General features: G+C 68.7%; 18 protein-coding genes and 1 tRNA gene. 16 read left to right on the forward strand and 3 right to left on the reverse strand.

The annotated features are described in order from the left end of the window. Positions 1 to 31: 31 nt before the first annotated feature. The 6 genes from desA (at position 32) to PV734_RS38695 (ending at position 7,747) form a co-directional block, all read left to right on the forward strand. A complete protein-coding gene (gene desA, locus PV734_RS38670) occupies positions 32 to 1,513 on the forward strand; it encodes a lysine decarboxylase DesA (RefSeq protein ID WP_319294098.1) in 1,482 nt (493 codons plus the stop codon). A gap of 10 nt (positions 1,514 to 1,523) precedes the next feature. Next, complete coding sequence (locus tag PV734_RS38675; RefSeq protein ID WP_319294100.1) at positions 1,524 to 2,846, forward strand: lysine N(6)-hydroxylase/L-ornithine N(5)-oxygenase family protein; 1,323 nt, start codon at positions 1,524 to 1,526, stop codon at positions 2,844 to 2,846. Further along, positions 2,843 to 3,394, forward strand: coding sequence for a GNAT family N-acetyltransferase (locus PV734_RS38680; protein WP_319090219.1), 552 nt, complete (start codon positions 2,843 to 2,845; stop codon positions 3,392 to 3,394). Before PV734_RS38675 ends, PV734_RS38680 begins: the two co-directional genes overlap by 4 nt. Then, the gene (locus tag PV734_RS38685; RefSeq protein WP_319294102.1) at positions 3,391 to 5,166 is read left to right on the forward strand and encodes an IucA/IucC family siderophore biosynthesis protein; all 1,776 of its coding nucleotides are present in this window, start codon (positions 3,391 to 3,393) and stop codon (positions 5,164 to 5,166) included. Before PV734_RS38680 ends, PV734_RS38685 begins: the two co-directional genes overlap by 4 nt. Before the next feature lie 171 nt (positions 5,167 to 5,337). Then, entirely contained in the window at positions 5,338 to 6,822 is a 1,485-nt protein-coding gene (locus PV734_RS38690; RefSeq protein WP_319090221.1) for an RICIN domain-containing protein, read from the forward strand. Positions 6,823 to 6,862: 40 nt separating this feature from the next. Further along, complete coding sequence (locus PV734_RS38695) at positions 6,863 to 7,747, forward strand: DUF4429 domain-containing protein (RefSeq protein WP_319090222.1); 885 nt, start codon at positions 6,863 to 6,865, stop codon at positions 7,745 to 7,747. Positions 7,748 to 7,815: 68 nt separating this feature from the next. Here PV734_RS38695 and PV734_RS38700 read toward each other — a convergent pair whose 3' ends face one another. Further along, positions 7,816 to 9,390 (reverse strand): metallophosphoesterase family protein, encoded by a 1,575-nt coding sequence (locus tag PV734_RS38700; RefSeq protein WP_319294160.1) that lies wholly within the window; start codon positions 9,388 to 9,390, stop codon positions 7,816 to 7,818. A gap of 164 nt (positions 9,391 to 9,554) precedes the next feature. Here PV734_RS38700 and PV734_RS38705 point away from each other — a divergent pair, with 164 nt between their 5' ends. Then, the gene (locus PV734_RS38705) at positions 9,555 to 9,812 is read left to right on the forward strand and encodes a hypothetical protein (protein ID WP_319090223.1); all 258 of its coding nucleotides are present in this window, start codon (positions 9,555 to 9,557) and stop codon (positions 9,810 to 9,812) included. A gap of 54 nt (positions 9,813 to 9,866) precedes the next feature. After that, positions 9,867 to 11,684 (forward strand): glutamine--fructose-6-phosphate transaminase (isomerizing), encoded by a 1,818-nt coding sequence (gene glmS, locus PV734_RS38710; protein WP_319090224.1) that lies wholly within the window; start codon positions 9,867 to 9,869, stop codon positions 11,682 to 11,684. A 332-nt stretch (positions 11,685 to 12,016) separates the two neighbouring features. On the opposite strand, the gene PV734_RS38715 is transcribed toward glmS, so the two are convergent. Then, a complete protein-coding gene (locus PV734_RS38715) occupies positions 12,017 to 12,544 on the reverse strand; it encodes a universal stress protein (protein WP_006376589.1) in 528 nt (175 codons plus the stop codon). Positions 12,545 to 12,890: 346 nt separating this feature from the next. Between PV734_RS38715 and PV734_RS38720 the strand changes: the two genes are divergently transcribed. The 4 genes from PV734_RS38720 (at position 12,891) to PV734_RS38735 (ending at position 15,884) form a co-directional block, all read left to right on the forward strand. Then, a complete protein-coding gene (locus PV734_RS38720; protein WP_319090225.1) occupies positions 12,891 to 13,220 on the forward strand; it encodes a hypothetical protein in 330 nt (109 codons plus the stop codon). Positions 13,221 to 13,606: 386 nt separating this feature from the next. Further along, complete coding sequence (locus PV734_RS38725; protein WP_319090226.1) at positions 13,607 to 14,896, forward strand: helix-turn-helix domain-containing protein; 1,290 nt, start codon at positions 13,607 to 13,609, stop codon at positions 14,894 to 14,896. A 192-nt stretch (positions 14,897 to 15,088) separates the two neighbouring features. After that, complete coding sequence (orn, locus tag PV734_RS38730; protein ID WP_319090227.1) at positions 15,089 to 15,694, forward strand: oligoribonuclease; 606 nt, start codon at positions 15,089 to 15,091, stop codon at positions 15,692 to 15,694. A gap of 117 nt (positions 15,695 to 15,811) precedes the next feature. After that, positions 15,812 to 15,884, forward strand: a tRNA-His gene (locus tag PV734_RS38735). Positions 15,885 to 16,060: 176 nt separating this feature from the next. Here the strand turns inward: PV734_RS38735 and PV734_RS38740 are convergent. After that, the gene (locus PV734_RS38740) at positions 16,061 to 17,116 is read right to left on the reverse strand and encodes a LacI family DNA-binding transcriptional regulator (protein ID WP_319090228.1); all 1,056 of its coding nucleotides are present in this window, start codon (positions 17,114 to 17,116) and stop codon (positions 16,061 to 16,063) included. A 418-nt stretch (positions 17,117 to 17,534) separates the two neighbouring features. Here PV734_RS38740 and PV734_RS38745 point away from each other — a divergent pair, with 418 nt between their 5' ends. From PV734_RS38745 to PV734_RS38760, 4 genes are all read left to right on the forward strand, one after another. Next, a complete protein-coding gene (locus tag PV734_RS38745) occupies positions 17,535 to 18,869 on the forward strand; it encodes an ABC transporter substrate-binding protein (protein ID WP_319090229.1) in 1,335 nt (444 codons plus the stop codon). Beyond that, positions 18,866 to 19,891, forward strand: a complete 1,026-nt coding sequence (locus tag PV734_RS38750) for a sugar ABC transporter permease (RefSeq protein ID WP_319090230.1) — start codon at positions 18,866 to 18,868, stop codon at positions 19,889 to 19,891. The genes PV734_RS38745 and PV734_RS38750 overlap by 4 nt, the downstream gene beginning before the upstream one ends. After that, on the forward strand, positions 19,888 to 20,802 hold the full coding sequence (locus tag PV734_RS38755; protein ID WP_319090231.1) for a carbohydrate ABC transporter permease: 915 nt from the start codon (positions 19,888 to 19,890) through the stop codon (positions 20,800 to 20,802). The genes PV734_RS38750 and PV734_RS38755 overlap by 4 nt, the downstream gene beginning before the upstream one ends. A gap of 156 nt (positions 20,803 to 20,958) precedes the next feature. Further along, complete coding sequence (locus PV734_RS38760; RefSeq protein ID WP_319090232.1) at positions 20,959 to 22,386, forward strand: GH1 family beta-glucosidase; 1,428 nt, start codon at positions 20,959 to 20,961, stop codon at positions 22,384 to 22,386. Positions 22,387 to 22,522: the final 136 nt, after the last annotated feature.

Here is a 22,522-nt window from a genome sequence, read left to right on the forward strand (position 1 = left end):
CCTCTCTGTCCGTCCCCCGGAGGCTCCCCCGATGCGCTCGCACCTGCTCAATGACACGACGGCGGAGCGGTACCGCCGCTCTGTGACCGAAGGAGTCGAGCGGGTGGCCGCGAAACTCGCCACCACGGAACGTCCGTTCACCGGCGTCACGGTCGACGCCCTCGCCCCGCGCATCGACCGGATCGACCTGGACCGGCCCCTCCTCGACGAGGCCGCCGCCCTCGACGAGCTCGAAGAGGTCTATCTGCGCGACGCGATCTACTTCCACCATCCGCGCTACCTCGCCCACCTCAACTGCCCGGTCGTCATACCCGCGGTGCTCGGCGAGGCGATCCTCTCCGCCGTCAACTCCTCCCTCGACACCTGGGACCAGTCGGCCGGCGGCACCCTCATCGAGCGCAAACTGATCGACTGGACCAACGAGCGCATCGGCCTCGGGCCCGCCGCCGACGGCATCTTCACCAGCGGCGGCAGCCAGTCCAACCTCCAGGCACTGCTGCTCGCCCGCGAGGAGGCCAAGAGCCAGTCCGCCGCCGACCTGCGTATCTTCGCCTCCGAGGTCAGCCACTTCAGCGTGAAGAAGTCCGCGAAGCTCCTCGGGTTGAGCCCCGACTCGGTCGTCTCCATCCCCGTCGACAACGACAAGCGGATGCAGACGGTCGCCCTCGCCCACGAGTTGGAGCGCTGCGAGCGCGACGGTCTCGTCCCCATGGCCGTCGTCGCCACCGCCGGCACCACCGACTTCGGCTCCATCGACCCGCTGCCCGAGATCGCCGAACTCTGTGCCCAGTACGGCACTTGGCTGCACGTCGACGCCGCCTACGGCTGCGGACTGCTCGCCTCGGTCAGGCGCCGCGACCTCCTCACCGGCATCGAGCGCGCCGACTCGGTCACCGTCGACTACCACAAGTCCTTCTTCCAGCCGGTGAGTTCGTCCGCCCTGCTGGTCCGGGACGCGGCCACGCTCCGCCATGCCACCTACCACGCGGAGTACCTCAACCCGCGCCGGATGGTGCAGGAGCGCATCCCCAACCAGGTGGACAAGTCCCTCCAGACGACCCGCCGTTTCGACGCGCTCAAGCTGTGGATGACCCTGCGCGTGATGGGCGCCGACGGTATCGGCGAACTCTTCGACGAGGTCTGCGACCTGGCCCAGGAGGGCTGGGAACTGCTCGCCGCGGACCCGCGCTACGACGTCGTCGTCGAACCCTCCCTCTCCACCCTCGTCTTCCGCTACATCCCCGCCGCCGTCACCGACCCCGCGGAGATCGACCGGGCCAACCTGTACGCCCGCAAGGCCCTGTTCGCCTCCGGTGCGGCCGTGGTCGCGGGGACGAAGGTCGGTGCATGCCACTACCTCAAGTTCACCCTGCTCAACCCCGAGACCACGACGGACGACATCACCGCCGTACTCGACCTGATCGCCGGCCATGCCGAGCAGTACCTGGGAGAGTCCGCCGACCGCGTCACTTCCGTCACTTCCATCGCTTCGATCACTTCCGTCGCTTCCTGAAGCCGAAGCCATGAACAGGACCGAAGCAGAGAACAAGACCGACGCAGTGAACAGGACCGGAGCAGTGCACAAGACCTACGACTTCATCGGGATCGGTCTCGGCCCCTTCAACCTCGGCCTCGCCTGCCTCACCGAGCCGATCGACGAACTCGACGGCGTCTTCCTGGAGTCGAAGCCCGACTTCGAGTGGCACTCGGGGATGTTCCTCGACGGCGCCCATCTCCAGACGCCGTTCATGTCGGACCTCGTCACCCTCGCCGACCCGACCTCCCCGTACTCCTTCCTCAACTACCTGAAGGAATCGGGCCGGTTGTACTCGTTCTACATCCGCGAGAACTTCTACCCACTGCGTGTCGAGTACGACGACTACTGCCGCTGGGCCGCGAACAGACTGCGCAGCGTCCGCTTCGACACCACGGTCACGGAGGTGACCTACGAGGACGAGGACGATCTGTACGTCGTCCGCACCGCCGCCGGCGACCTTTACCGGGCGCGCAGGCTCGTCCTCGGCACCGGCACTCCCCCGTACATCCCGGAGGCGTGCGCGGACCTGGACGGCGACTTCATCCACAACTCCCAGTACATGCGGCACAAGCGGGAGTTGCAGGCCAAGGAGTCGATCACGCTCGTCGGCAGCGGCCAGTCAGCCGCAGAGATCTACCACGACCTCCTCGGCGAGATCGACGTCCACGGCTACCGGCTCAACTGGGTGACACGCTCGCCGCGTTTCTTCCCGCTCGAATACACCAAGCTGACGCTGGAGATGACCTCCCCGGAGTACATCGACTACTTCCGCGCCCTGCCCGAGCGGACCCGTTACCGCCTCACACAGGAGCAGAAGGGCCTGTTCAAGGGCATCGACGGTGACCTGATCAACGAGATCTTCGACCTGCTCTACCGGAAGAACCTCGGCGGCCCGGTCCCCACCCGGCTGCTCACCAACTCCGCGCTGAACAGCGTGACTTACGAGGCCGAGAGCGGGACGTACACGCTCGGGCTGCGCCAGGAGGAGCAGGAGAAGGAGTACACCCTGGACACCCAGGGCCTCATCCTCGCCACCGGCTACAAGTACGCCGAGCCGGAGTTCCTGAAGCCCGTCCGCGACCGGCTGCGCTACGACACCCAGGGCAACTTCGACATCGCCCGCAACTACGCGATCGACCGGACCGGGCGCGGAGTCTTCCTGCAGAACGCCGGCGTCCACACCCACTCGATCACCTCGCCCGACCTGGGCATGGGCGCGTACCGCAACAGCTTCATCATCGGCGAGCTGCTCGGCAGCGAGTACTACCCGGTCGAGAAGACCATCGCCTTCCAGGAGTTCGCCGTATGACCCCCACAACCACCAAAGCCACCACGGCCTTCATCTTCCGTCCGCTCGACCCCCTGAACGACGCCGAGCTGCTGCACGGTTGGCTGACGCATCCCAAGGCGGCCTACTGGATGATGCAGGACGCCCGCCTGGAAGACGTCGAGCGTGCCTACATGGACGTCGCCGCCGACGAGCACCAGCAGGCCCTCCTCGGCCTCCGTGACGGCGAGCCCGCTTTCCTGATGGAGCAATACGACCCGGTGCACCGCGAGTTGGTCGGCCTGTACGAGCCGCGGCCCGGCGACGTCGGCATGCACTTCCTGGTGCCGGCGACCGACACACCGGTGTCCGGGTTCACCAGGTCCGTCATCACGGCCGTGATGACTCGCCTCTTCGAGGACCCGCGCACAGCCCGCGTCGTCGTCGAGCCGGACGTCGGCAACAAGGCAGTGCATGCCCTGAACGAAGCCGTCGGGTTCGTGCCCGAGCGAGAGATACAGAAGCCGGAGAAGAAGGCGTTGCTGAGTTTCTGCACCCGCGAGCAGTTCGAGAGGGCGATGTCCGTATGAGCCTCGCCGACGCCACCGCCCACCTCTCCCCCGAGCGCTGGGAGCAGGCCAACCGCCTCCTGATCCGCAAGGCCCTCGCCGAGTTCGCGCACGAACGCCTGATCACCCCCGAACCGGAGAAGGACGACGGCGGTTACGTCGTGCTCGGCGACGACGGCCTGACCCGCTACCGCTTCACCGCCACCCGCCACGCCCTGGACCACTGGCAGGTCGACGCCGGCTCGATCACCCGGCACCGCAACGGGGCCGAACTCCCGCTCGCTGCCCTCGACTTCTTCATCGAGCTGCGGAAATCGCTCGGCCTGAGCGACGAGGTCCTGCCCGTGTATCTGGAGGAGATCTCCTCCACCCTCTCCGGTACCTGCTACAAGCTCACCAAACCGCAGATCCCCGTCGCCGAACTCGTGAGAAGCGGCTTCCAGGAGATCGAGACCAGGATGACCGAGGGCCACCCCTGCTTCGTCGCCAACAACGGCCGGCTGGGCTTCGGCGTGCACGAGTACCTCTCGTACGCACCCGAGACGGCGAGCCCGGTCCGGCTGGTGTGGCTGGCCGCGCACCGCTCGCGCGCCGCGTTCACGGCGGGCGTCGGCATCGAGTACGAGGCCTTCCTGCGCGCCGAGTTGGGGCAGGAGACGGTCGTCCGCTTCCGTACGAAACTGTCCGACCAGGGCCTCGACCCCACCGAGTACCTCTTCATCCCGGTACACCCCTGGCAGTGGTGGAACAAGCTCAGCGTCACCTTCGCCGCCGAGATCGCCCAGCGGCACCTGGTCTGTCTGGGCGAGGGCGACGACGAGTACCTCGCCCAGCAGTCCATCCGGACCTTCTTCAACCGGTCCAACCCCGAGAAGCACTACGTGAAGACGGCTCTCTCGGTCCTCAACATGGGTTTCATGCGCGGGCTTTCGGCCGCCTACATGGAGGCGACCCCGGCCATCAACGACTGGCTCGCCCAACTCATCGACAACGACCCGGTGTTGAAGTCGACAGGCCTGTCGATCATCCGGGAGCGCGCTGCCGTCGGCTACCGCCACCTGGAGTACGAGGCCGCCACCGACCGCTACTCCCCCTACCGCAAGATGCTCGCCGCGCTCTGGCGGGAGAGCCCGGTGCCGTCCCTCGCGGAGGGCGAGTCGCTCGCGACGATGGCCTCCCTGCTCCACGTCGACCACGAGGGCCACTCCTTCGCGGCCGCGCTCGTCGAGCAGTCGGGCCTGCCCCCGCAGGAGTGGCTGCGCGGCTATCTCGGCGCCTACTTCACCCCGCTCCTGCACAGCTTCTACGCCTACGACCTGGTCTACATGCCGCACGGCGAGAACGTCATCCTCGTCCTGCGGGACGGCACGGTCCAGCGCGCGATCTACAAGGACATCGCCGAGGAGATCGCCGTCATGGACCCGGACGCGGTACTGCCGCCGACGGTCGAGCGCCTGCGCGTGGACGTACCGGAGGACAAGAAACTCCTGTCCGTCTTCACGGACGTCTTCGACTGCTTCTTCCGCTTCCTGGCCGCGAACCTCGCCGCCGAAGGCGTCCTGACGGAGGACGACTTCTGGCGGACGGTCGCCGAGGTCACCCGCGCCTACCAGGAGGCGAACCCCGAACTCGCCGACAGGTTCCGCCAGTTCGACCTGTTCGCCCCCGAGTTCGCCCTGTCCTGCCTGAATCGGCTGCAACTGCGTAACAACGAGCAGATGGTGGATCTGGCGGATCCGGCAGGCGCCCTCCAGCTGATCGGCACCCTGAGAAATCCCGTCACAGGGTTCTGATCACGGCAGACGGGCTCCCCGAGTACGGTCCTCGGGGAGCCCGTCACCGTCTCCGCCCTCCTCGTCACTTTCCGTGTACGCGACACGGGCACGTGAACTCACAGCCCCCGCACAGAATTCGGCACTACGGTCCTGGCCTTGCCGTGCCCGCTCCGTGGGGAGTCGAGATTCATGACCGAGCACTTCGCACAGCAAGTCCCGTACCACCAGCCGTCCGCGCCCGGCCTGCCGCCGGAACACGCCCCGGCCGTCCACGCGTACGCGAACGCCTTCTGCGCCAGACCGCGCGACGCCACCGATCTGGCCGTCCAGGTGCTCGCCGGCGGCTCGCGGCAGCACGGGCCCGCCCTGCGCACCGCTCTCCTCGCCGACGTCCGCCGCACCGCCGACAGTTGGCTGCGCGACGGACGGCACGGGCTGCTGCGCCCGGAGTTCCGCGACTGGTCGAAACGGGCCGCCGACACCTTCGGCCCCGTCGACACACTGGACCGGGTGGAGCGCGGCTCGGGTCTGCTGGCCGCCTTCGAGCAGCTGCCCGACCAGCAGCGGGCCGCACTGTGGCTGTGCCTGGCCGAGCCGGAGGAGACGGCGTCGGCGGCCAGGATCCTCAGCACGACCACGGAGTTCGCCGAGTCCCTGGCCCAGTCGGCCCGCAGCCGTCTGGTCGACACCTTCCTGCGCGTACGGGCCGCCCGCACCGCCGATCCCCAGTGCCTCCGCTACGGCGCGATGCTCGGCGCCATCGCCCGCGGCACTCATCGCGAGGCGCCGGCGGACCTCCAACAGCACCTGGACACCTGCCGTTTCTGCGCCGTCGACCTGGAACTGCTGCGCACGCTCGCGGCGGGTGACGCGGAGGAGGTACGACGGCTGCTGGTCGACGAGGTGCTGGTGTGGGGCGGGGCCGCGTACCGCGAGGCGCGGTCGGAAGGCCGGGCGCCGAGCGGCGAACCCGTCACCCCGGCCGTACCGTCCGCGCCGCCCGCGTCTGCCGGGGGCAGGGGCCACAGAGCCGAGGGCCGCCGACGCAGACGGCCGGTGCTCACGGTGGCGGTCACCGTGGCCGTCACAGCCGCGCTGACCACCGGGGTGCTGCGCCTGCTGTCGGGTGCCGACTCCGCCGTGGGAGCCGAGAGTCCCCGGGCCACGGCGAGCGCGTCCATCGCACCGTCCTCCGTGTCCGACGCGACCGCCACGACGATCACCCTCGAGAACGTGTCCACGGGACGCTGCGTCACCGGCCCGGCCAAGAACGCCTCGCCTGGTTCAGCCCCCGCCGCCGATCCCGTCCTGGCTGCCTGCGACGGCGGAAGGACGCAGGAGTGGCAGGTCGTCCCCCTGACAGAGGGGGCGGTCGCCCTGGTGAACGCCGATTCGAGGTTCTGTCTGGACATCGCGGGCGACCGGGTCGCCGGTGACGGGATGCAGCAACGGCCGTGCGCCTACGAGCAGGGTGCCGCCGCGCCCTTCCCGGAGGACCAGGCGTTCCTGCCGAGGGCCGCGGCCGACGACTCGTTCGTCCTCGTCTGTCAGGACAACCCGGAGATCGCCCTCGGGGTGCGCGCCGGCCAACTCGCCATGCGCACAACGACCCTGACCGGCAAGGCCGTTCGGTTCGCCGCCGACGACAGGGCGGCGACCGCGCTGGGACTGTGAGGGCGCCGGAACGGTGACCGTCCGGTGCCAGAATCTCCCCATGGCGGAAATCATCCAGAAGGACGGCACCTGGGTCTTCGACGGTGACGCCCTCCGGCTCACCCCAGGGCGTGACAGGAACGTCAGCCCGCTCCGCAGGGAACTGGGCCAACTCGCTGTCCCCCTTGCGGCGTTGGCCGGTGTCTCCTTCGAGCAGGGCAGAAGGGCGGGACGCCTCAGGCTCCGGCTGCGCGACGGCGCCGACCCGCTGCTCCAGGCGACCGGCGGCAAACTGACGGAGACCGACGACCCGTACCAGCTGAACGTGGAGTCCGACCGCTACGGCGTCGCCGAGTACTTCGTGGACGAGGTGCGGGGCGCGCTGCTGCTCGACGAGGTGCCGTCCGGTGCCGTGGACCGGTATCTGCTGCCCGGGCCCGCCGTACCGCTGTCCGTGTCCGCCGGGGACGGCACCGCGACCTTCGACGGTGAACACGTCCGGCTGGAGTGGAACTGGAAGACGGAGGACGCGAAGGCCGCCGCCGGCCCCCGTTCCCTGGCCGTCGCCGACATCGTGGCCGTGGAGTGGCATCCGGCGGTGGGCCTGGAGAACGGCCACCTGCGCTTCGGTGTGCGGAACGCGCCGACCAAGGCCCCGCCGAAGTACGACCCCAACTCCGTCGAGCTGTGGGGCTTCAAGAAGGACCCGCTGATGGCGCTGGTCGCGGCGGCCGTACAGGCCCGCCTGCCGCATCCGGCGGCGCCCGTGACGGACGTACCGCCGCAGCGGCGGAAGGAGATCGCCGCAGCCGATGGGGGACCGGCCGAACACGAGCACGACGCCCACCTCCGGCGGCTGCGCGAACTCGGCGAGCTGCACCGGACCGGCGTACTGACGAACGACGAGTTCGCACACGCCAAACAGGCGGTCCTCAAGCGCATGTAGGAACACGCGCCGGAGAACCGCCTGTTGGTGTCACTCGTACGCCCTGCCTTCCGGGCATACGCGCACGCTCAGCGTACGCGGCGGGCGACCGTGAAGCGGTCGACCTCCTCGCCCGTCTCCGCGATACCGCGCACCGTCAGCGTGGCGAGGCGGCCCTTGGACGCGGGGGTGACGTCGACGCGGAGGAACGAGTAGTCGAGGTAGCGCACGCGCGACCAGGTGACCGTCTCGTTGACCTTGCCGTCCTTGGTGTTGACGAAGGAGGCGACCGAGTCGACCTCGTTCTCGTGGCCCTCGTAGGAGAGCGGGGCGGTGAACGCGTACAGGCTGCGGCCGGCCGCGCCCGCCGTCACGTAGACGACACCCTCGGTCTCGGGGTACGAAGTGCCGCCGATCGGGAGCTTCTTGGTGACGGCGCCGCCCTTGATGACGTCGGTGCGCTCGTACTGGTGGTTGTGGCCGTTGATGACCAGGTCGACCGTGTACTTCTCGAACAGCGGCACCCACTCCTGGCGCACGCCCCCCTCCGAGGCGTGCGCGGTGGAGGTGCAGTAGGCGCAGTGGTGGAAGAAGATCACGACGAAGTCGACCTCCTTGGAGGCGCGGAACTTCTTGAGCTGTGCCTCCAGCCATTTGGTCTGCGTACCGCCGGAGATACCGAGGTTGGCCGGGATCTCGAAGGAGATGTCGTTGGCGTCGAGCGAGATGACCGCCGTGTTGCCGTAGACGAAGGAGTAGACGCCGGGGAGGTTCTTCTTGTCCGGGCCGTTGTCGGGGAGGTTCCAGCGGGCGTCCTCGCCGCCGTAGCCGTTGGGCGAGTACCAGGCCTCCATGTCGTGGTTGCCGTAGGCCGGCATCCACGGCACGGACTTGGCGACCGACTCGGTCTGCGCGAGGAACTGGTCCCACACGCGGGAGTCGAAGCCGGTGTCGGCGGTCTTGCCCTGGCCGGCCGGGTCGGCGTAGGCGATGTCGCCGGCGTGCAGGTGGAAGGCCGGGTTCTGGCCGAGCAGCAGGCTGTTGTTGGCGAGGCCGTGGTAGCTGACGCCCTCGTCGCCGAAGGCCGTGAAGGTGAACGGCTTCTTGTGGTCGGGGGCGGTGGTGAAGGTGCCGAGAGTGCCCAGGAGGTGTGCCTCGGCCGGGTCGAAGCCGGCGTGGCCGACGCCGTAGTAGTACGTCCGGCCGGGGCGCAGGTGGGTGAGCTTGGCGTGCAGGTAGTACTGGGTGTGGTCGCCGCTGGCGCCGACACCGGCCGGGGTGTACAGCGTCCGGACCTCGGCCTCGATCTTGCGGGAGAGGTCCCACGGGTGGGCGCCGATCCGGATGAAGGGCTTCTTCACCGCGACCGGGACCTGCCAGGAGACGGTGATCTCCGTACGGGGGTCGTTGCCCCAGGCGAGGTGACGGCCGAAGGGGGCGACGAGCGCGCCGTCCACCTTCTCGGTCTGTGCGTGCGTCTGCGTCGGTACGGAGGTCCGCGTCGCGGCCTGGGCGACGGCGCCCGGGACGAACGCTCCGCCCGCGACGGCGCCGACGGTGACGGCGCCGCTTCTGATCATCGTGCGCCGCGAGAACTTGGCGCGAAGGTACTCGTGCTGCTCGGCCATGCTCATGCGGTCGGCGAGCTGCTCGGGTACGCCCATGCGAGGAGTGTCCATGGCTGAAAACGGTGCTCTGGGTACCCATCGCCCCGCAGGACACAGGGTGAACAGGCACCGAACAGGGTCCCATGAGAGTTTCAACAGACCGTTGCCCGATATCGGGCAGGATTCTTGCGATTGCCGACGCTTTACCTCAGGATCGTCGGGTGCACGACGAACTCGTTGATCATCTGACGCGTACCACACCCCTCTCCCGGGGCGAGGCGCTACGGGTGATTCAGGATGTTCTCGCCTACTTCGACGAGACAACCGAGGATTATGTCCGTCGCCGCCACCGCGAACTCCAGGGCCAGGGACTGGTGAACGCGGAGATCTTCGACCGGATCGAGGCGGATCTGCGATACCGCGCGGTCGCGCCGCCGGAGCTCACCCTCCGGCAGCTGCGCCGCGTCGTCTACGGCTAGATCACCCACGTACGCACCCGCGTACGACAGGGACAGGGACAGGGACTCTTATATATGTGCGGAATTGTCGGATACATCGGCAGGCGTGACGTGGCGCCGCTGCTCCTCGAAGGGCTGCAGCGCCTGGAGTACCGCGGCTACGACTCGGCGGGCATCGTCGTGACGTCGCCGAAGGCCACGGGCCTGAAGATGGTCAAGGCCAAGGGCCGGGTCCGGGACCTGGAGGCCAAGGTCCCCAAGCGCTTCGCCGGCACCACCGGCATCGCCCACACCCGCTGGGCCACGCACGGCGCTCCCTCCGACCACAACGCGCACCCGCACATGTCGGCCGACAACAAGGTCGCCGTCGTCCACAACGGGATCATCGACAACGCCTCCGACCTGCGCAAGAAGCTGGAGGCCGACGGCGTCGAGTTCCTCTCCGAGACGGACACCGAGGTGCTCACCCACCTCATCGCCCGCTCCCAGGCGGACACCCTGGAGGAGAAGGTCCGCCAGGCGCTGCGCGTGATCGAGGGCACGTACGGCATCGCGGTCATGCACGCCGACTTCCCCGACCGGATCGTGACGGCCCGCAACGGCTCGCCGGTCGTGCTCGGCATCGGCGAGAAGGAGATGTTCGTCGCCTCCGACATCGCCGCGCTGGTCACCCACACGCGGCAGATAGTGACTCTGGACGACGGCGAGATGGCCACCCTCAAGGCCGACGACTTCCGCACCTACACCACGGAGGGCACCCGCACCACGGCGGAGCCGACCACCGTGGAGTGGGAGGCCGCCTCGTACGACATGGGCGGCCACGACACGTACATGCACAAGGAGATCCACGAGCAGCCCGAGGCCGTCGACCGCGTCCTGCGCGGCCGGATCGACGACCGCTTCTCCACGGTCCACCTCGGCGGCCTCAACCTGGACGCCCGCGAGGCGCGTGCCGTGCGGCGCGTGAAGATCCTCGGCTGCGGCACCTCGTACCACGCGGGCATGATCGGCGCCCAGATGATCGAGGAGCTGGCCCGTATCCCGGCCGACGCCGAGCCGGCCTCCGAGTTCCGCTACCGCAACGCGGTCGTCGACCCCGACACCCTCTACGTGGCCGTCTCCCAGTCCGGTGAGACGTACGACGTGCTGGCCGCCGTCCAGGAGCTGAAGCGCAAGGGCGCGCGGGTCCTCGGCATCGTCAACGTGGTCGGTTCGGCGATCGCCCGCGAGGCGGACGGCGGCATGTACGTGCACGCGGGCCCCGAGGTCTGCGTCGTCTCGACGAAGTGCTTCACCAACACCACGGTCGCCTTCGCCCTGTTGGCCCTGCACCTCGGCCGCACCCGCGACCTCTCCGTCCGCGACGGCAAGCGGATCATCGAGGGCCTGCGCAGGCTGCCCGGGCAGATCTCCGAGATCCTGGAGCAGGAGGAGGAGATCAGGAAGCTGGCCGAGCAGTACGCCGAGGCCCGCTCGATGCTCTTCATCGGCCGCGTACGGGGCTACCCGGTGGCCCGCGAGGCCTCCCTGAAGCTCAAGGAGGTCTCGTACATCCACGCCGAGGCCTACCCCGCCTCGGAGTTGAAGCACGGCCCGCTGGCCCTCATCGAGCCGGCGCTGCCCACGGTCGCGATCGTCCCGAACGACGACCTCCTGGAGAAGAACCGGGCCGCCCTGGAGGAGATCAAGGCCCGCAGTGGCCGAATCCTCGCGGTGGCCCACCAGGACCAGGAGAAGGCCGACGAGACGATCATCGTCCCGAAGAACGAGGACGAGCTGGACCCGATCCTGATGGGTATCCCCCTCCAACTCCTCGCCTACCACACGGCATTGGCCCTAGGCCGTGACATCGACAAGCCGAGGAACCTGGCGAAGTCGGTAACGGTCGAATAGCCAACCTCCTGGAGGGCCGCCCCGAAGGGGCGCCCGACAGGGGCGCCCGACAGGGGCGCGGGGAACTGCGCGACCGGCCCCCACGCACCCGCAGAGGCCGACGAACAGAAACGGACCCCTCGTGCTGCCACCAGACACGAGGGGTCACTCACATCGCCGGGAGTCGCCCAACCCCCGGCCTGCGCAGCACCCCGTGGCCGTCACAACCCGGGTGCGGTGACCCGTATATGCCCTTCACAAGCACACGGACACCTCTACGCGCGAGTAGGTTTGCCCAGCGCAACAAAGGCATGACACAAGGGAGTTCAGGGACGAGGAAGAGCGAGGAAGAGCTACGGGATGACGACGACCGGCCGCTGAGCCCGCTTAGCGAGCCGCCCGGCCACCGAGCCGAAGATGCGTCCGACGATGCCGTGGGTCGAGCCGACCACGATCGCGTCGGCCTCGTACTCCCGCCCCACCTCTTCGAGTTCGTGGCAGATGTCGCCACCGCGCTCGACAAGGATCCAGGGCACCTCGGCCAGATAGTCCGCGCACGCGAGTTCGAGCCCGAGGACCTCGGTCCTGTGGTCCGGCACGTCGACGAAGACGGGCGGCTCGCAACCGGCCCACACCGTGGTGGGCAGCCGGTTGGCGACGTGCACGATGATCAGACCCGAACCTGAACGGTGGGCCATGCCGATGGCGTACGCGAGGGCGCGCTCGCTCGACGTCGAGCCGTCGAAACCGACGACGACACCGTGCTTGAACGCGGGGTCGCAGGACTGACGTGGTTCTTCCGCCGCCAAGGGCTCGGCCGCCGTGTGATCGGCGACGGGGCGCTTGCGGTCCGCGGGTTCCAGGAATTCGTGACCGGCCATGGGATTCTCGGCGTTTTGATCCTCGTGGTGGGACGACGTGATGGGGACGACAGTGTGCGGCGGAGCTGTGTCCGGGAATCATCTTCCCAACCCCATACCCCCAAGGGTACGGCGGCACGCCTCCGTAGCCCACAGCCCGCACATGCTCCGGACGGGTTCCAGGGAGCATGCACGAGGGGGTGCCCGTAACGCAATGGTTGCTGCCACGTACAGGCTGTTTCCACAGGGTTCGCCTGCATCTCGCCTACGCCGATCGCGATCGCGCACATCTTCCGGACATCATGACCAGTGACCGACCGCTCGAACAGGCGTTGAACCCGGTGACCCTTCGTCACAGGGAGCAGCCATGACCTCACCGACCCAGGACTCCGCGACCGACCTCGTCCGCTGGGCGGCCTTCAGCTGCGTTCTGGTCCCCGTGGTCCTCGTCCTCTACGGCACCTCGCTCGGCGGCGCGGCCGGTACGGCACTGGGCCTGGCGGCCGTGACAGGGGTGTGCCGGGTGCTGCTGAGGCAGTCCGAGCGGTGTGCGGCCCGCGTGCCGGCGGAGGAGAGCGCCCCGCCCCGGGGACGGCCCGTCGAGGAGGCCGCCCCTTCCCGGGGACGGCACGGGAGGACCGGTTCCGGCCCCCACAGGGGCGGTCGACACTCCGGCGGAAGTACACCGGTCGACTGACCTGTTTTAGCGCACGCGCCCGATGGTTTTCAGCCAACTTCCGGCAACCGTGCACCCCTTGGCCGAACAACCCCCAAACCCCTGTTCCACCTGCACTGAAAGGGTCCAGGCGGGGCCGCGCACCCTACGCGGATTGGCCACTAAGACGAGGCGCACTTCCCTGCACGCCCCACGAGTGCAACGCTTCGTGATCGAATGCTTTACGCCAAGTTGCCAAGTCGACAATCTGTCGAGTGACCAACTGGTCACCTCGGCATCATGGGACACAGTAGATTCGATCTTGACTGTCTACGGCGGGGGACTCGTGCAGGACCGAGGGGAAACGTGTTGGAGCGACAGGCCCGACAAGATAGGGGCGACGCGACCACCGAGGGGGGCTTAGCAGTATGAGCCACGACTCCACTGCCGCGCCGGAAGCCGCGGCCCGGAAGCTTTCCGGGCGACGCCGCAAGGAGATCGTCGCGGTGCTGCTGTTCAGCGGCGGCCCCATCTTCGAGAGTTCCATTCCACTGTCGGTGTTCGGGATTGACCGCCAGGACGCCGGCGTACCGCGCTACCGACTGTTGGTGTGCGGTGGCGAAGAGGGCCCGCTGCGGACCACCGGCGGGCTGGAACTGACCGCGCCGAACGGCCTGGAAGCGATCGCACGGGCAGGCACGGTCGTCGTGCCCGCCTGGCGTTCGATCACCGCGCCGCCGCCGGAGGAGGCGCTCGACGCACTGCGCCGGGCCCATGAGGAAGGTGCGCGGATCGTAGGCCTGTGCACAGGCGCGTTCGTCCTCGCGGCGGCCGGCCTGCTGGACGGCCGCCCGGCGACAACGCACTGGATGTACGCGCCGACGCTGGCGAAGCGCTATCCGTCCGTCCATGTCGACCCACGCGAACTCTTCGTGGACGACGGCGACGTACTGACCAGCGCCGGTACGGCGGCAGGCATCGACCTGTGCCTGCACATCGTGCGGACGGACCACGGCAACGAGGCGGCCGGTGCGCTGGCCCGCCGACTGGTGGTCCCACCGCGCCGATCGGGCGGCCAGGAGCGCTACCTCGATCGATCTTTACCAGAGGAGATCGGCGCCGACCCGCTCGCAGAGGTCGTCGCCTGGGCGCTGGAGCACCTCCACGAGCAGTTCGACGTGGAGACGCTGGCGGCACGCGCGTACATGTCCCGTCGTACGTTCGACCGCCGCTTCCGCTCGCTCACGGGAAGCGCGCCGCTCCAGTGGCTGATCACGCAACGCGTCCTGCAGGCCCAGCGTCTCCTGGAGACGTCGGACTACTCGGTGGACGAGGTCGCGGGCCGCTGCGGCTTCCGTTCCCCGGTGGCCCTGCGCGGCCACTTCCGCCGCCAGTTGGGCTCGTCCCCGGCCGCGTACCGCGCGGCGTACCGGGCACGCAGACCGCAGAGTGAGCGGGTGCAGGAGCCGGACGGAGCGGCCATCGGGGCGCAGGGCGGCCCCGGGGGCATGGGTACGCCGACCACGGCGGGCCAGGGCCACGGCCAGCACGGCCCGGGCCACGGCCAGGGCGGCCACGACCGCACCCTGCACCCGGACAGCCCGGTCCCGATCCAGGCGCGCCGCACGGCGAGCTCGGTCGGCCTGTCGGCGGACCACGGGCGGGATCCGTACGTCGGAAACCGCGCGAGCCTGCCGGGCCAGCGAAGCGGCGCATAGGTAACGGCGCGGTGACTTGCTGAACGTCGGACGGGCTGGGCGCACATCACCCAGCCCGTCCGACGTCTACTTCCAGCCCGTCCGGCGTTTGAGGACGAGCGCGTTCAGCGCGACCTGGGGGTCTGGGGGCGGAGCCCCCAGCGAGGCCCACACCATCGCCGGGTGCCCAACCCCCCGCGTAAGGTGACACGCATGAACGATCGCATGGTGTGGATCGACTGCGAGATGACCGGTCTCTCGCTGTCCGACGACGCGCTCATCGAGGTGGCCGCACTGGTCACCGACTCCGAGCTGAACGTACTCGGCGAGGGGGTGGACATCGTCATCCGTCCGCCCGACTCGGCGCTGGAGACGATGCCGGAGGTGGTGCGGCAGATGCACACCTCGTCCGGACTCCTCGACGAGCTGGCCGGCGGTACGACGCTGGCCGACGCCGAGGAACGGGTCCTGGCGTATGTGCGCGAGCACGTCAAGGAGCCGGGCAAGGCCCCGCTGTGCGGCAACACGGTCGGTACCGACCGCGGCTTCCTGCTGCGCGACATGGGCACCCTGGAGGCGTACCTCCACTACCGGATCGTGGACGTCAGTTCGGTGAAGGAGCTGGCCCGCCGCTGGTACCCGAGGGCGTACTTCAACAGCCCCGACAAGAACGGCAACCACCGCGCCCTCGCCGACATCCGCGAGTCGATCGCCGAGCTGCGCTACTACCGCGAGGCGATCTTCGTACCGCAGCCCGGCCCGGACTCCGACACGGCCCGCACGATCGCGGCGAAGCACGTCCTGCCTGCGACGCGGTAGCCGTACGACAGCGCTCGCGACAGCCCCGAGAAAGCCGGGCGCGAGCACCCCTTCGGACCCTGTACACTTTTTCTCGGCCGGTCAGGAAGCCCACTCGGACTTCCCAAGCCGGTCATGGTGGGTGTAGCTCAGCTGGTAGAGCACCTGGTTGTGGTCCAGGATGCCGCGGGTTCAAGTCCCGTCACTCACCCTGATCGACTGAGGGGCTGACCTGTGAAAACGGGTCAGCCCCTCAGTCGTGTCCCGGCTCCTGGGAACATCACGGGAACCGTCACGGGCACACCGCTTCCGCGCATGCACGTGAACTCCCGTACGCCTGCGCGGTGTCGGCTCGGCTCCGTCGGCCCTGTCGGCCCTGTTGATCTCTCAGGACGACGTACGAGTCATCAGTTCCGTCGGAAGCACCACCTGGCGGCGTTCCAGTACCCGGGACGCCGTCGGGCGGCGGTCCGCGACCTCCTCCAGGAGGAGGTCGATCATGGCCCGGCCCATCTCCACTATCGGCTGACGGACGCTTGTCAGGGGCGGGTCCATGTGACGGGCGATGGCCGAGTCGTCGTAGCCGACCAGGGCCACGTCCTCCGGGATGCGGCGGCCCTGTTCGCGCAGGACCTGGCGGGCGCCCGCCGCCGTCACGTCGGAGCCGGCGAAGACCGCGTCCAGGTCGGGGCAGCGGGCGAGGAGGCGGGTCATCGCCCTGCGGCCGCCTTCTTCGGTGAAGTCGCCCGGTTCGATCAGGTCCTCGTCCACCTCGTGGCCCGCCGCCTCCAGGGCTTCGCGGTAGCCGTCGACGCGGCGCTGGGCGCCGTACACGTCCAGTCGGCCCGTGATGTGGGCGACCTTGCGGCGACCCCGGGAGAGCAGGTGTTCGACCGCCTGCCGGCCGCCTCCGTAGTTGTCGGAGTCGACGGAGGTGAGGGTCTCCGCCGCCGAGCGCGGGCCGCTGATCACCGCCGGGATCTCCAGCTGGGCCAGCAGGTCGGGGAGCGGGTCGTCCGCGTGGGTCGAGACCAGGAGGACGCCGTCGACCCGGTGGGCGGCCAGATACTGGGCGAGGCGCTGACGCTCCCGGTCGCTGCCCGCGAAGATCAGCAGGAGCTGCATCTCCGTGTCCGAGATCGCCGCGCCCACACCGCGCAGCATGTCCGAGAAGTACGGTTCCGCGAAGAAGCGGGTCTCCGGCTCGGGGACGACGAGCGCGATCGCGTCCGTGCGGTTCGCCGCGAGGGCGCGGGCCGCGGTGTTCGGGACGTAGCCGAGTTCCGCGACCGCCGCCTCCACCGCCGCCCGGGTCACGTCACTGACCCTCGGTGAGCCGTTGATCACCCGGGAGACCGTGCCACGGCCCACTCCGGCGCGCGCGGCGACCTCTTCGAGGGTCGGCCGCCCGCCACTCCGGCCCCGTACTCCGTGGCCCACCATGGTCCGTCTCCCGTCACCCGCTCTGGTCTGCTCTGGAATCTAACAGCACGCATTCCGGACCGAAGTCCGGCAACGGGCCCGGCGAGACCCGGTGGCACCCCTTGCGCGGTCCGCCGGGAATCCCGCGGCGCCCGGGGGCATGCTTCCGGGGTCTGTTCCCGGCCTTCCGAAGGCTTCCATTCCGCTTTCAGGAGCTTTAGTTAACAGCCCGATAACCGAAGACACATCCCCGCGTCTCCACCCTTGACACCCCCGCCCAGACCGACGACTCTTCAACACATCACCTGTGGGAGCGCTCCCACGGTACCTGACACATACACATCCCGCACGTTCCCCGCCCGAGCCGCCGCATTTGAACTAACGGGCCCAACAACGCAGTTGGCCGGGGGGTCGGCACGTCAGGCAACAGGAGGACGCAATGCGCACGAGTACCCGCAGGTCCCGCAGACTGATGACCCTCACGGTCGTCGCCACACTGACGACGGGGCTGCTGGCCGGCTGCGCCGACGACTCGGGCGACGGCCCGGACACCGGCTCGGGCAACAACGGCGGAGGCGGTGGCGGTGGCAAGACCGCGTTGACCATCGGCACCTTCGGTGTCTTCGGTTACAAGCAGGCCGGTCTCTACGACGAGTACATGAAACTGCACCCGAACGTCAGCATCAAGGAGAACGTCACCACCAAGACCGACGTGTACTGGCCCAAGACGATCACCCGTCTGCAGGCCGGTTCCGGTGTCGACGACATCCAGGCGATCGAGGTCGGCAACATCGCCGAGGCCGTGCAGACGCAGGCGGACAAGTTCGTCGACCTCGGCAAGGAGGTCGACAAGTCCCAGTGGCTGGACTGGAAGAACGCGCAGGCCACCACCAAGGACGGCAAGCAGATCGGGCTCGGCACCGACATCGGCCCGATGGCGATCTGCTACCGCAAGGACCTGTTCAAGAAGGCCGGTCTGGAGACGGACCGGACCAAGCTCGCCGCACAGTGGGCGGGCGACTGGTCGAAGTTCGTCGGGGTCGGCAAGGACTACATGAAGAAGGCGCCGAGCGGCACCAAGTTCGTGGACTCCGCCTCCTCGGTCTACAACGCGGCGCTGGGTGGCGGGAAAGAGCGCTACTACGACAAGGACGGCAACGCCATCTGGGACAAGTCCACGGGTGTGAAGGCCGCCTGGGACGCCGCGATGGAGGTGGCGACCAGCGACATGTCGGCGAAGCTGAAGCAGTTCGACAAGCCGTGGGACCAGGGCTTCTCGAACGCCACCTTCGCGACCGTGGCCTGCCCCGCGTGGATGATCGGCTACATCCAGGAGAAGTCCGGTGAGTCCGGCAAGGGCAACTGGGACGTGGCGGCGGCGCCGACCGCGGCCAACTGGGGCGGCGCGTTCGTCGGCGTACCGACGGCCGGCAAGCACCAGAAGGAGGCCATCGCGCTCGCCAAGTGGCTGACGGCCCCCGAGCAGCAGGCGAAGGTCTTCGCCAAGCAGGCCAGCTTCCCGTCGGCCCCGGCGGCGTACGCGACCCTGAAGCCGCAGCCCGCCACCGTCGAGTACTTCTCGAACGCTCCGATCGCCGAGATCTACGCGGCGTCGGCCAAGACCATCCCGGTCCAGTACTTCGGCGTCAAGGACCAGCCGATCGGCACCGCGATCGCCGACATCGGCATCCTCCAGGTCGAGCAGAAGGGCAAGAGCCCTGAGCAGGGATGGGACGCGGCCAAGAACGAGATCAAGGACGTGCTCGGCCAGTGACCAGCTCCAAGCAGGCTCTCGCGCATCCCGCGTCGAGTGCCGAGACCGCGCCCGGCGACCAGCCGGGCGCGGTCCGGGGCGCTCAAGGTCGCGGTAAGCCGCCGACGGCCCCGGGCTCGGGCTCGTGGCGCAGTCGGCTGTACCGCTGGGACATGAAGGCGTCGCCATACGCGTTCATCACCCCCTTCTTCCTCGTCTTCGGGGCTTTCGGACTGGTCCCGCTCCTCTACACGGGCTGGTACTCGCTGCACAGCGTGCAGCTGTCCTCGCTGGACAGCCAGACCTGGGTGGGTCTGGAGAACTACAAGAACCTGTGGTCCTCGGACTTCTTCTGGAACGCCCTGAAGAACACCTTCACCATCGGTCTGATCTCGACCGTGCCGCAGCTGCTCCTGGCGCTCGGCATCGCGCACCTGCTCAACTACAAGCTGCGCGGCTCGACCCTGTGGCGGGTGGTCATGCTCACCCCGTACGCCACCTCGGTGGCGGCGGCGACGCTGGTCTTCACACTGCTGTACTCGTGGGACGGCGGCATGATCAACTGGCTGCTGCACTTCGTCGGGGTCGACCCGATCAACTGGCGCGAATCCGACTGGGGCGGGCAGTTCGCCGTCTCCAGCATCGTGATCTGGCGATGGACCGGTTACAACGCGCTGATCTACCTCGCGGCGATGCAGGCGATCCCCGCCGACCTGTACGAATCGACGGCTCTCGACGGCGCGAACCGCTGGCAGCAGTTCCGCCACGTCACGATCCCGATGCTCCGGCCGACGATCCTGTTCACCGTGGTCGTGTCCACCATCGGCGCGACCCAGCTCTTCGGTGAGCCCCTGCTGTTCGGTGGGTCCAAGGGCGGCTCCGAGCACCAGTACCAGACGCTCGGTCTGTACATGTACGACCAGGGTTGGATCATCGGCAACCTCGGCAAGGCGTCCGCGATCGCGTGGTCGATGTTCCTGATCCTGCTGATCGTCGCCGCGGTCAACATGCTGGTCACCCGACGTCTGAGGAAATCCCAATGACCACAAGTGATCTGACGCTTCCTCAGGTGGACCCGGAGTCGAAGCCGAAGAGCGACAAGGGCTCCCGGCGCCCCCGGATGATCGGCGCGGGCAAGCAACTGCACGCGGGCCCGGTCACCTACGTCGTGCTGGCGGTCTTCTCGCTGATCTCGCTGGCCCCGCTGCTGTGGACGGCCATCGCGGCGTCCCGCGACAACACCCGGCTCGCCCAGACGCCGCCGCCGCTGTGGTTCGGCGCGAACCTGTTCAAGAACATGCAGGCCGCGTGGGACGAGGTGGGACTCGGGACGGCGATGCTCAACAGCACGCTCGTCGCCGGCACCATCACGATCAGTACGGTGGTGTTCTCGACGCTGGCGGGATTCGCCTTCGCCAAGCTGCGGTTCAGGTTCTCCAGCGCGCTGCTGCTGCTGACCATCGGCACGATGATGATCCCGCCGCAGCTCGCCGTCGTGCCGCTGTACCTGTGGATGGCCGACCTGGGCTGGTCCAACCAGTTGCAGACCGTGATCCTGCCGACGCTGGTCACCGCGTTCGGTACGTTCTTCATGCGCCAGTACCTGGTGCAGGCGCTGCCCACCGAGCTGATCGAGGCCGCGCGGATGGACGGCGCGAACAGCCTGCGCGTGGTGTGGCACGTGGTGTTCCCGGCGGCGCGGCCCGCGATGGCCGTACTCGGCCTGCTGACCTTCGTGTTCGCCTGGAACGACTTCCTGTGGCCGATCATCGCGCTGAACCAGCAGAACCCGACGGTGCAGGTCGCCCTGAACGGCCTCGGCACCGGTTACGTCCCCGACCAGGCAGTGATCATGGCGGGCGCGCTGCTGGGCACGCTGCCGCTGCTCATCGCCTTCCTCCTGTTCGGCAAGCAGATCGTGGGCGGCATCATGAACGGCGCGATCAAGGGCTGACCCGCACAGGAACTTCGTACGGGACTTTCGTCAGGGATCTTTCGTACGGGAACTCTCGGGGGCCGGGTCACCGCCGCCTCGGCCCCCTTCGCACTCTCCCCCCACTTCCCTCATTCCTATCTGTCTGTCTCCACGACCTCCTCTGGGAGCGCTTCCATGCCTGAATCCGTTACCCCTGTGACCTTTCCTCCCGCCTTCCTCTGGGGCGCGGCGACCTCCGCGTACCAGATCGAGGGGGCGGTGCGGGAGGACGGCCGCACCCCCTCGATCTGGGACACGTTCAGCCATACGCCCGGCAAGACCGCCGGCGGCGAGCACGGTGACATCGCTGTCGACCACTACCACCGCTACCGCGACGACGTGCAGCTGATGGCCGACCTGGGCCTGACCGCCTACCGCTTCTCCGTCTCCTGGTCGCGGGTGCAGCCGACCGGACGTGGGCCCGCGGTCCAGCGCGGTCTGGACTTCTACCGGCGCCTCGTCGACGAACTGCTCGCACATGACATCAAACCGGCGGTCACCCTCTACCACTGGGACCTCCCGCAGGAACTGGAGGACGCGGGCGGCTGGCCGGAGCGGGAGACCGCGCTGCGTTTCGCCGAGTACGCACACATCGTGGGCGAGGCGCTCGGTGACCGGGTCGAGCAGTGGATCACGCTCAACGAGCCCTGGTGCAGCGCGTTCCTGGGCTACGGCTCGGGTGTGCACGCGCCCGGCCGGACCGAGCCGCTGGCCTCCCTGCGGGCAGCGCATCACCTCAACCTTGCGCACGGGCTGGGCACTTCGGCCCTGCGCGCGGCGATGCCGGCCCGCAACACGGTCGCGGTGAGCCTCAACTCCTCGGTGGTCAGGCCGCTTTCGCAGACGCCGGAGGATCTGGCGGCGGTCCAGAAGATCGACGACCTGGCCAACGGTGTCTTCCACGGCCCGATGCTGCACGGCGCCTACCCGGAGACCCTGTTCGCCGCCACCTCGTCGATCACGGACTGGTCGTACGTCCTGGACGGCGACCTCGCGCTGATCAACCAGCCGCTGGACGCGCTGGGCCTCAACTACTACACGCCCACGCTGGTGTCGGCGGCCGAGGAGAAGCCGAGCGGCCCGCGCGCCGACGGTCACGGGGCGAGCGAGTTCTCGCCGTGGCCGGGGGCGGACGAAGTCCTCTTCCACCAGTCGCCGGGCGAGCGTACGGAGATGGGCTGGTCGATCGACCCGACGGGGCTGCACGACCTGATCATGCGGTACACGAAGCTGGCTCCGGGCCTGCCGATCTACGTCACGGAGAACGGCGCGGCCTACGACGACAAGCCCGAGTCCGACGGCCGCGTCCACGACCCGGAGCGGATCGCCTACCTCCACGGCCATCTGCGGGCGGTCCGGCGCGCGATCGCCGAGGGCGCGGACGTCCGGGGCTACTACCTGTGGTCGCTGATGGACAACTTCGAGTGGGCGTACGGCTACGGCAAGCGCTTCGGCGCGGTGTACGTCGACTACGCGACCCTCGCCCGGACCCCGAAGTCGAGCGCCCTCTGGTACGGCCGCGCGGCCCGCAGCGGGAGCCTGCCGGCGGCCAACTCGGAATGAGCGGTTCCCTGACGGGGCTCGGCACCTGAGGGGGGTGCCGAGCCCCGGCGGGGGGTTTCGTTGTCGGGTGCGGGTGAGTGGGGGCTGGTCGCGCAGTTCCCCGCGCCCCTGAAAAGCAGGGGCTGCGCCCCGTGCT

Source organism: Streptomyces sp. AK08-02, from assembly GCF_033795085.1.
Classification (GTDB): domain Bacteria; phylum Actinomycetota; class Actinomycetes; order Streptomycetales; family Streptomycetaceae; genus Streptomyces; species Streptomyces echiniscabiei.

What these genes read in the sequence shown, in the direction of transcription:
- desA (WP_319294098.1), top strand. Translation starts at nt 32, where the DNA reads ATGCGCTCGCACCTGCTCAATGACACGACGGCGGAGCGGTACCGCCGC.
- PV734_RS38675 (WP_319294100.1), top strand. Translation starts at nt 1,524, where the DNA reads ATGAACAGGACCGAAGCAGAGAACAAGACCGACGCAGTGAACAGGACC.
- PV734_RS38680 (WP_319090219.1), top strand. Translation starts at nt 2,843, where the DNA reads ATGACCCCCACAACCACCAAAGCCACCACGGCCTTCATCTTCCGTCCG.
- PV734_RS38685 (WP_319294102.1), top strand. Translation starts at nt 3,391, where the DNA reads ATGAGCCTCGCCGACGCCACCGCCCACCTCTCCCCCGAGCGCTGGGAG.
- PV734_RS38690 (WP_319090221.1), top strand. Translation starts at nt 5,338, where the DNA reads ATGACCGAGCACTTCGCACAGCAAGTCCCGTACCACCAGCCGTCCGCG.
- PV734_RS38695 (WP_319090222.1), top strand. Translation starts at nt 6,863, where the DNA reads ATGGCGGAAATCATCCAGAAGGACGGCACCTGGGTCTTCGACGGTGAC.
- PV734_RS38700 (WP_319294160.1), bottom strand. Translation starts at nt 9,390, where the DNA reads ATGGGCGTACCCGAGCAGCTCGCCGACCGCATGAGCATGGCCGAGCAG.
- glmS (WP_319090224.1), top strand. Translation starts at nt 9,867, where the DNA reads ATGTGCGGAATTGTCGGATACATCGGCAGGCGTGACGTGGCGCCGCTG.
- PV734_RS38715 (WP_006376589.1), bottom strand. Translation starts at nt 12,544, where the DNA reads ATGGCCGGTCACGAATTCCTGGAACCCGCGGACCGCAAGCGCCCCGTC.
- PV734_RS38720 (WP_319090225.1), top strand. Translation starts at nt 12,891, where the DNA reads ATGACCTCACCGACCCAGGACTCCGCGACCGACCTCGTCCGCTGGGCG.
- PV734_RS38725 (WP_319090226.1), top strand. Translation starts at nt 13,607, where the DNA reads ATGAGCCACGACTCCACTGCCGCGCCGGAAGCCGCGGCCCGGAAGCTT.
- orn (WP_319090227.1), top strand. Translation starts at nt 15,089, where the DNA reads ATGAACGATCGCATGGTGTGGATCGACTGCGAGATGACCGGTCTCTCG.
- PV734_RS38740 (WP_319090228.1), bottom strand. Translation starts at nt 17,116, where the DNA reads ATGGTGGGCCACGGAGTACGGGGCCGGAGTGGCGGGCGGCCGACCCTC.
- PV734_RS38745 (WP_319090229.1), top strand. Translation starts at nt 17,535, where the DNA reads ATGCGCACGAGTACCCGCAGGTCCCGCAGACTGATGACCCTCACGGTC.
- PV734_RS38755 (WP_319090231.1), top strand. Translation starts at nt 19,888, where the DNA reads ATGACCACAAGTGATCTGACGCTTCCTCAGGTGGACCCGGAGTCGAAG.
- PV734_RS38760 (WP_319090232.1), top strand. Translation starts at nt 20,959, where the DNA reads ATGCCTGAATCCGTTACCCCTGTGACCTTTCCTCCCGCCTTCCTCTGG.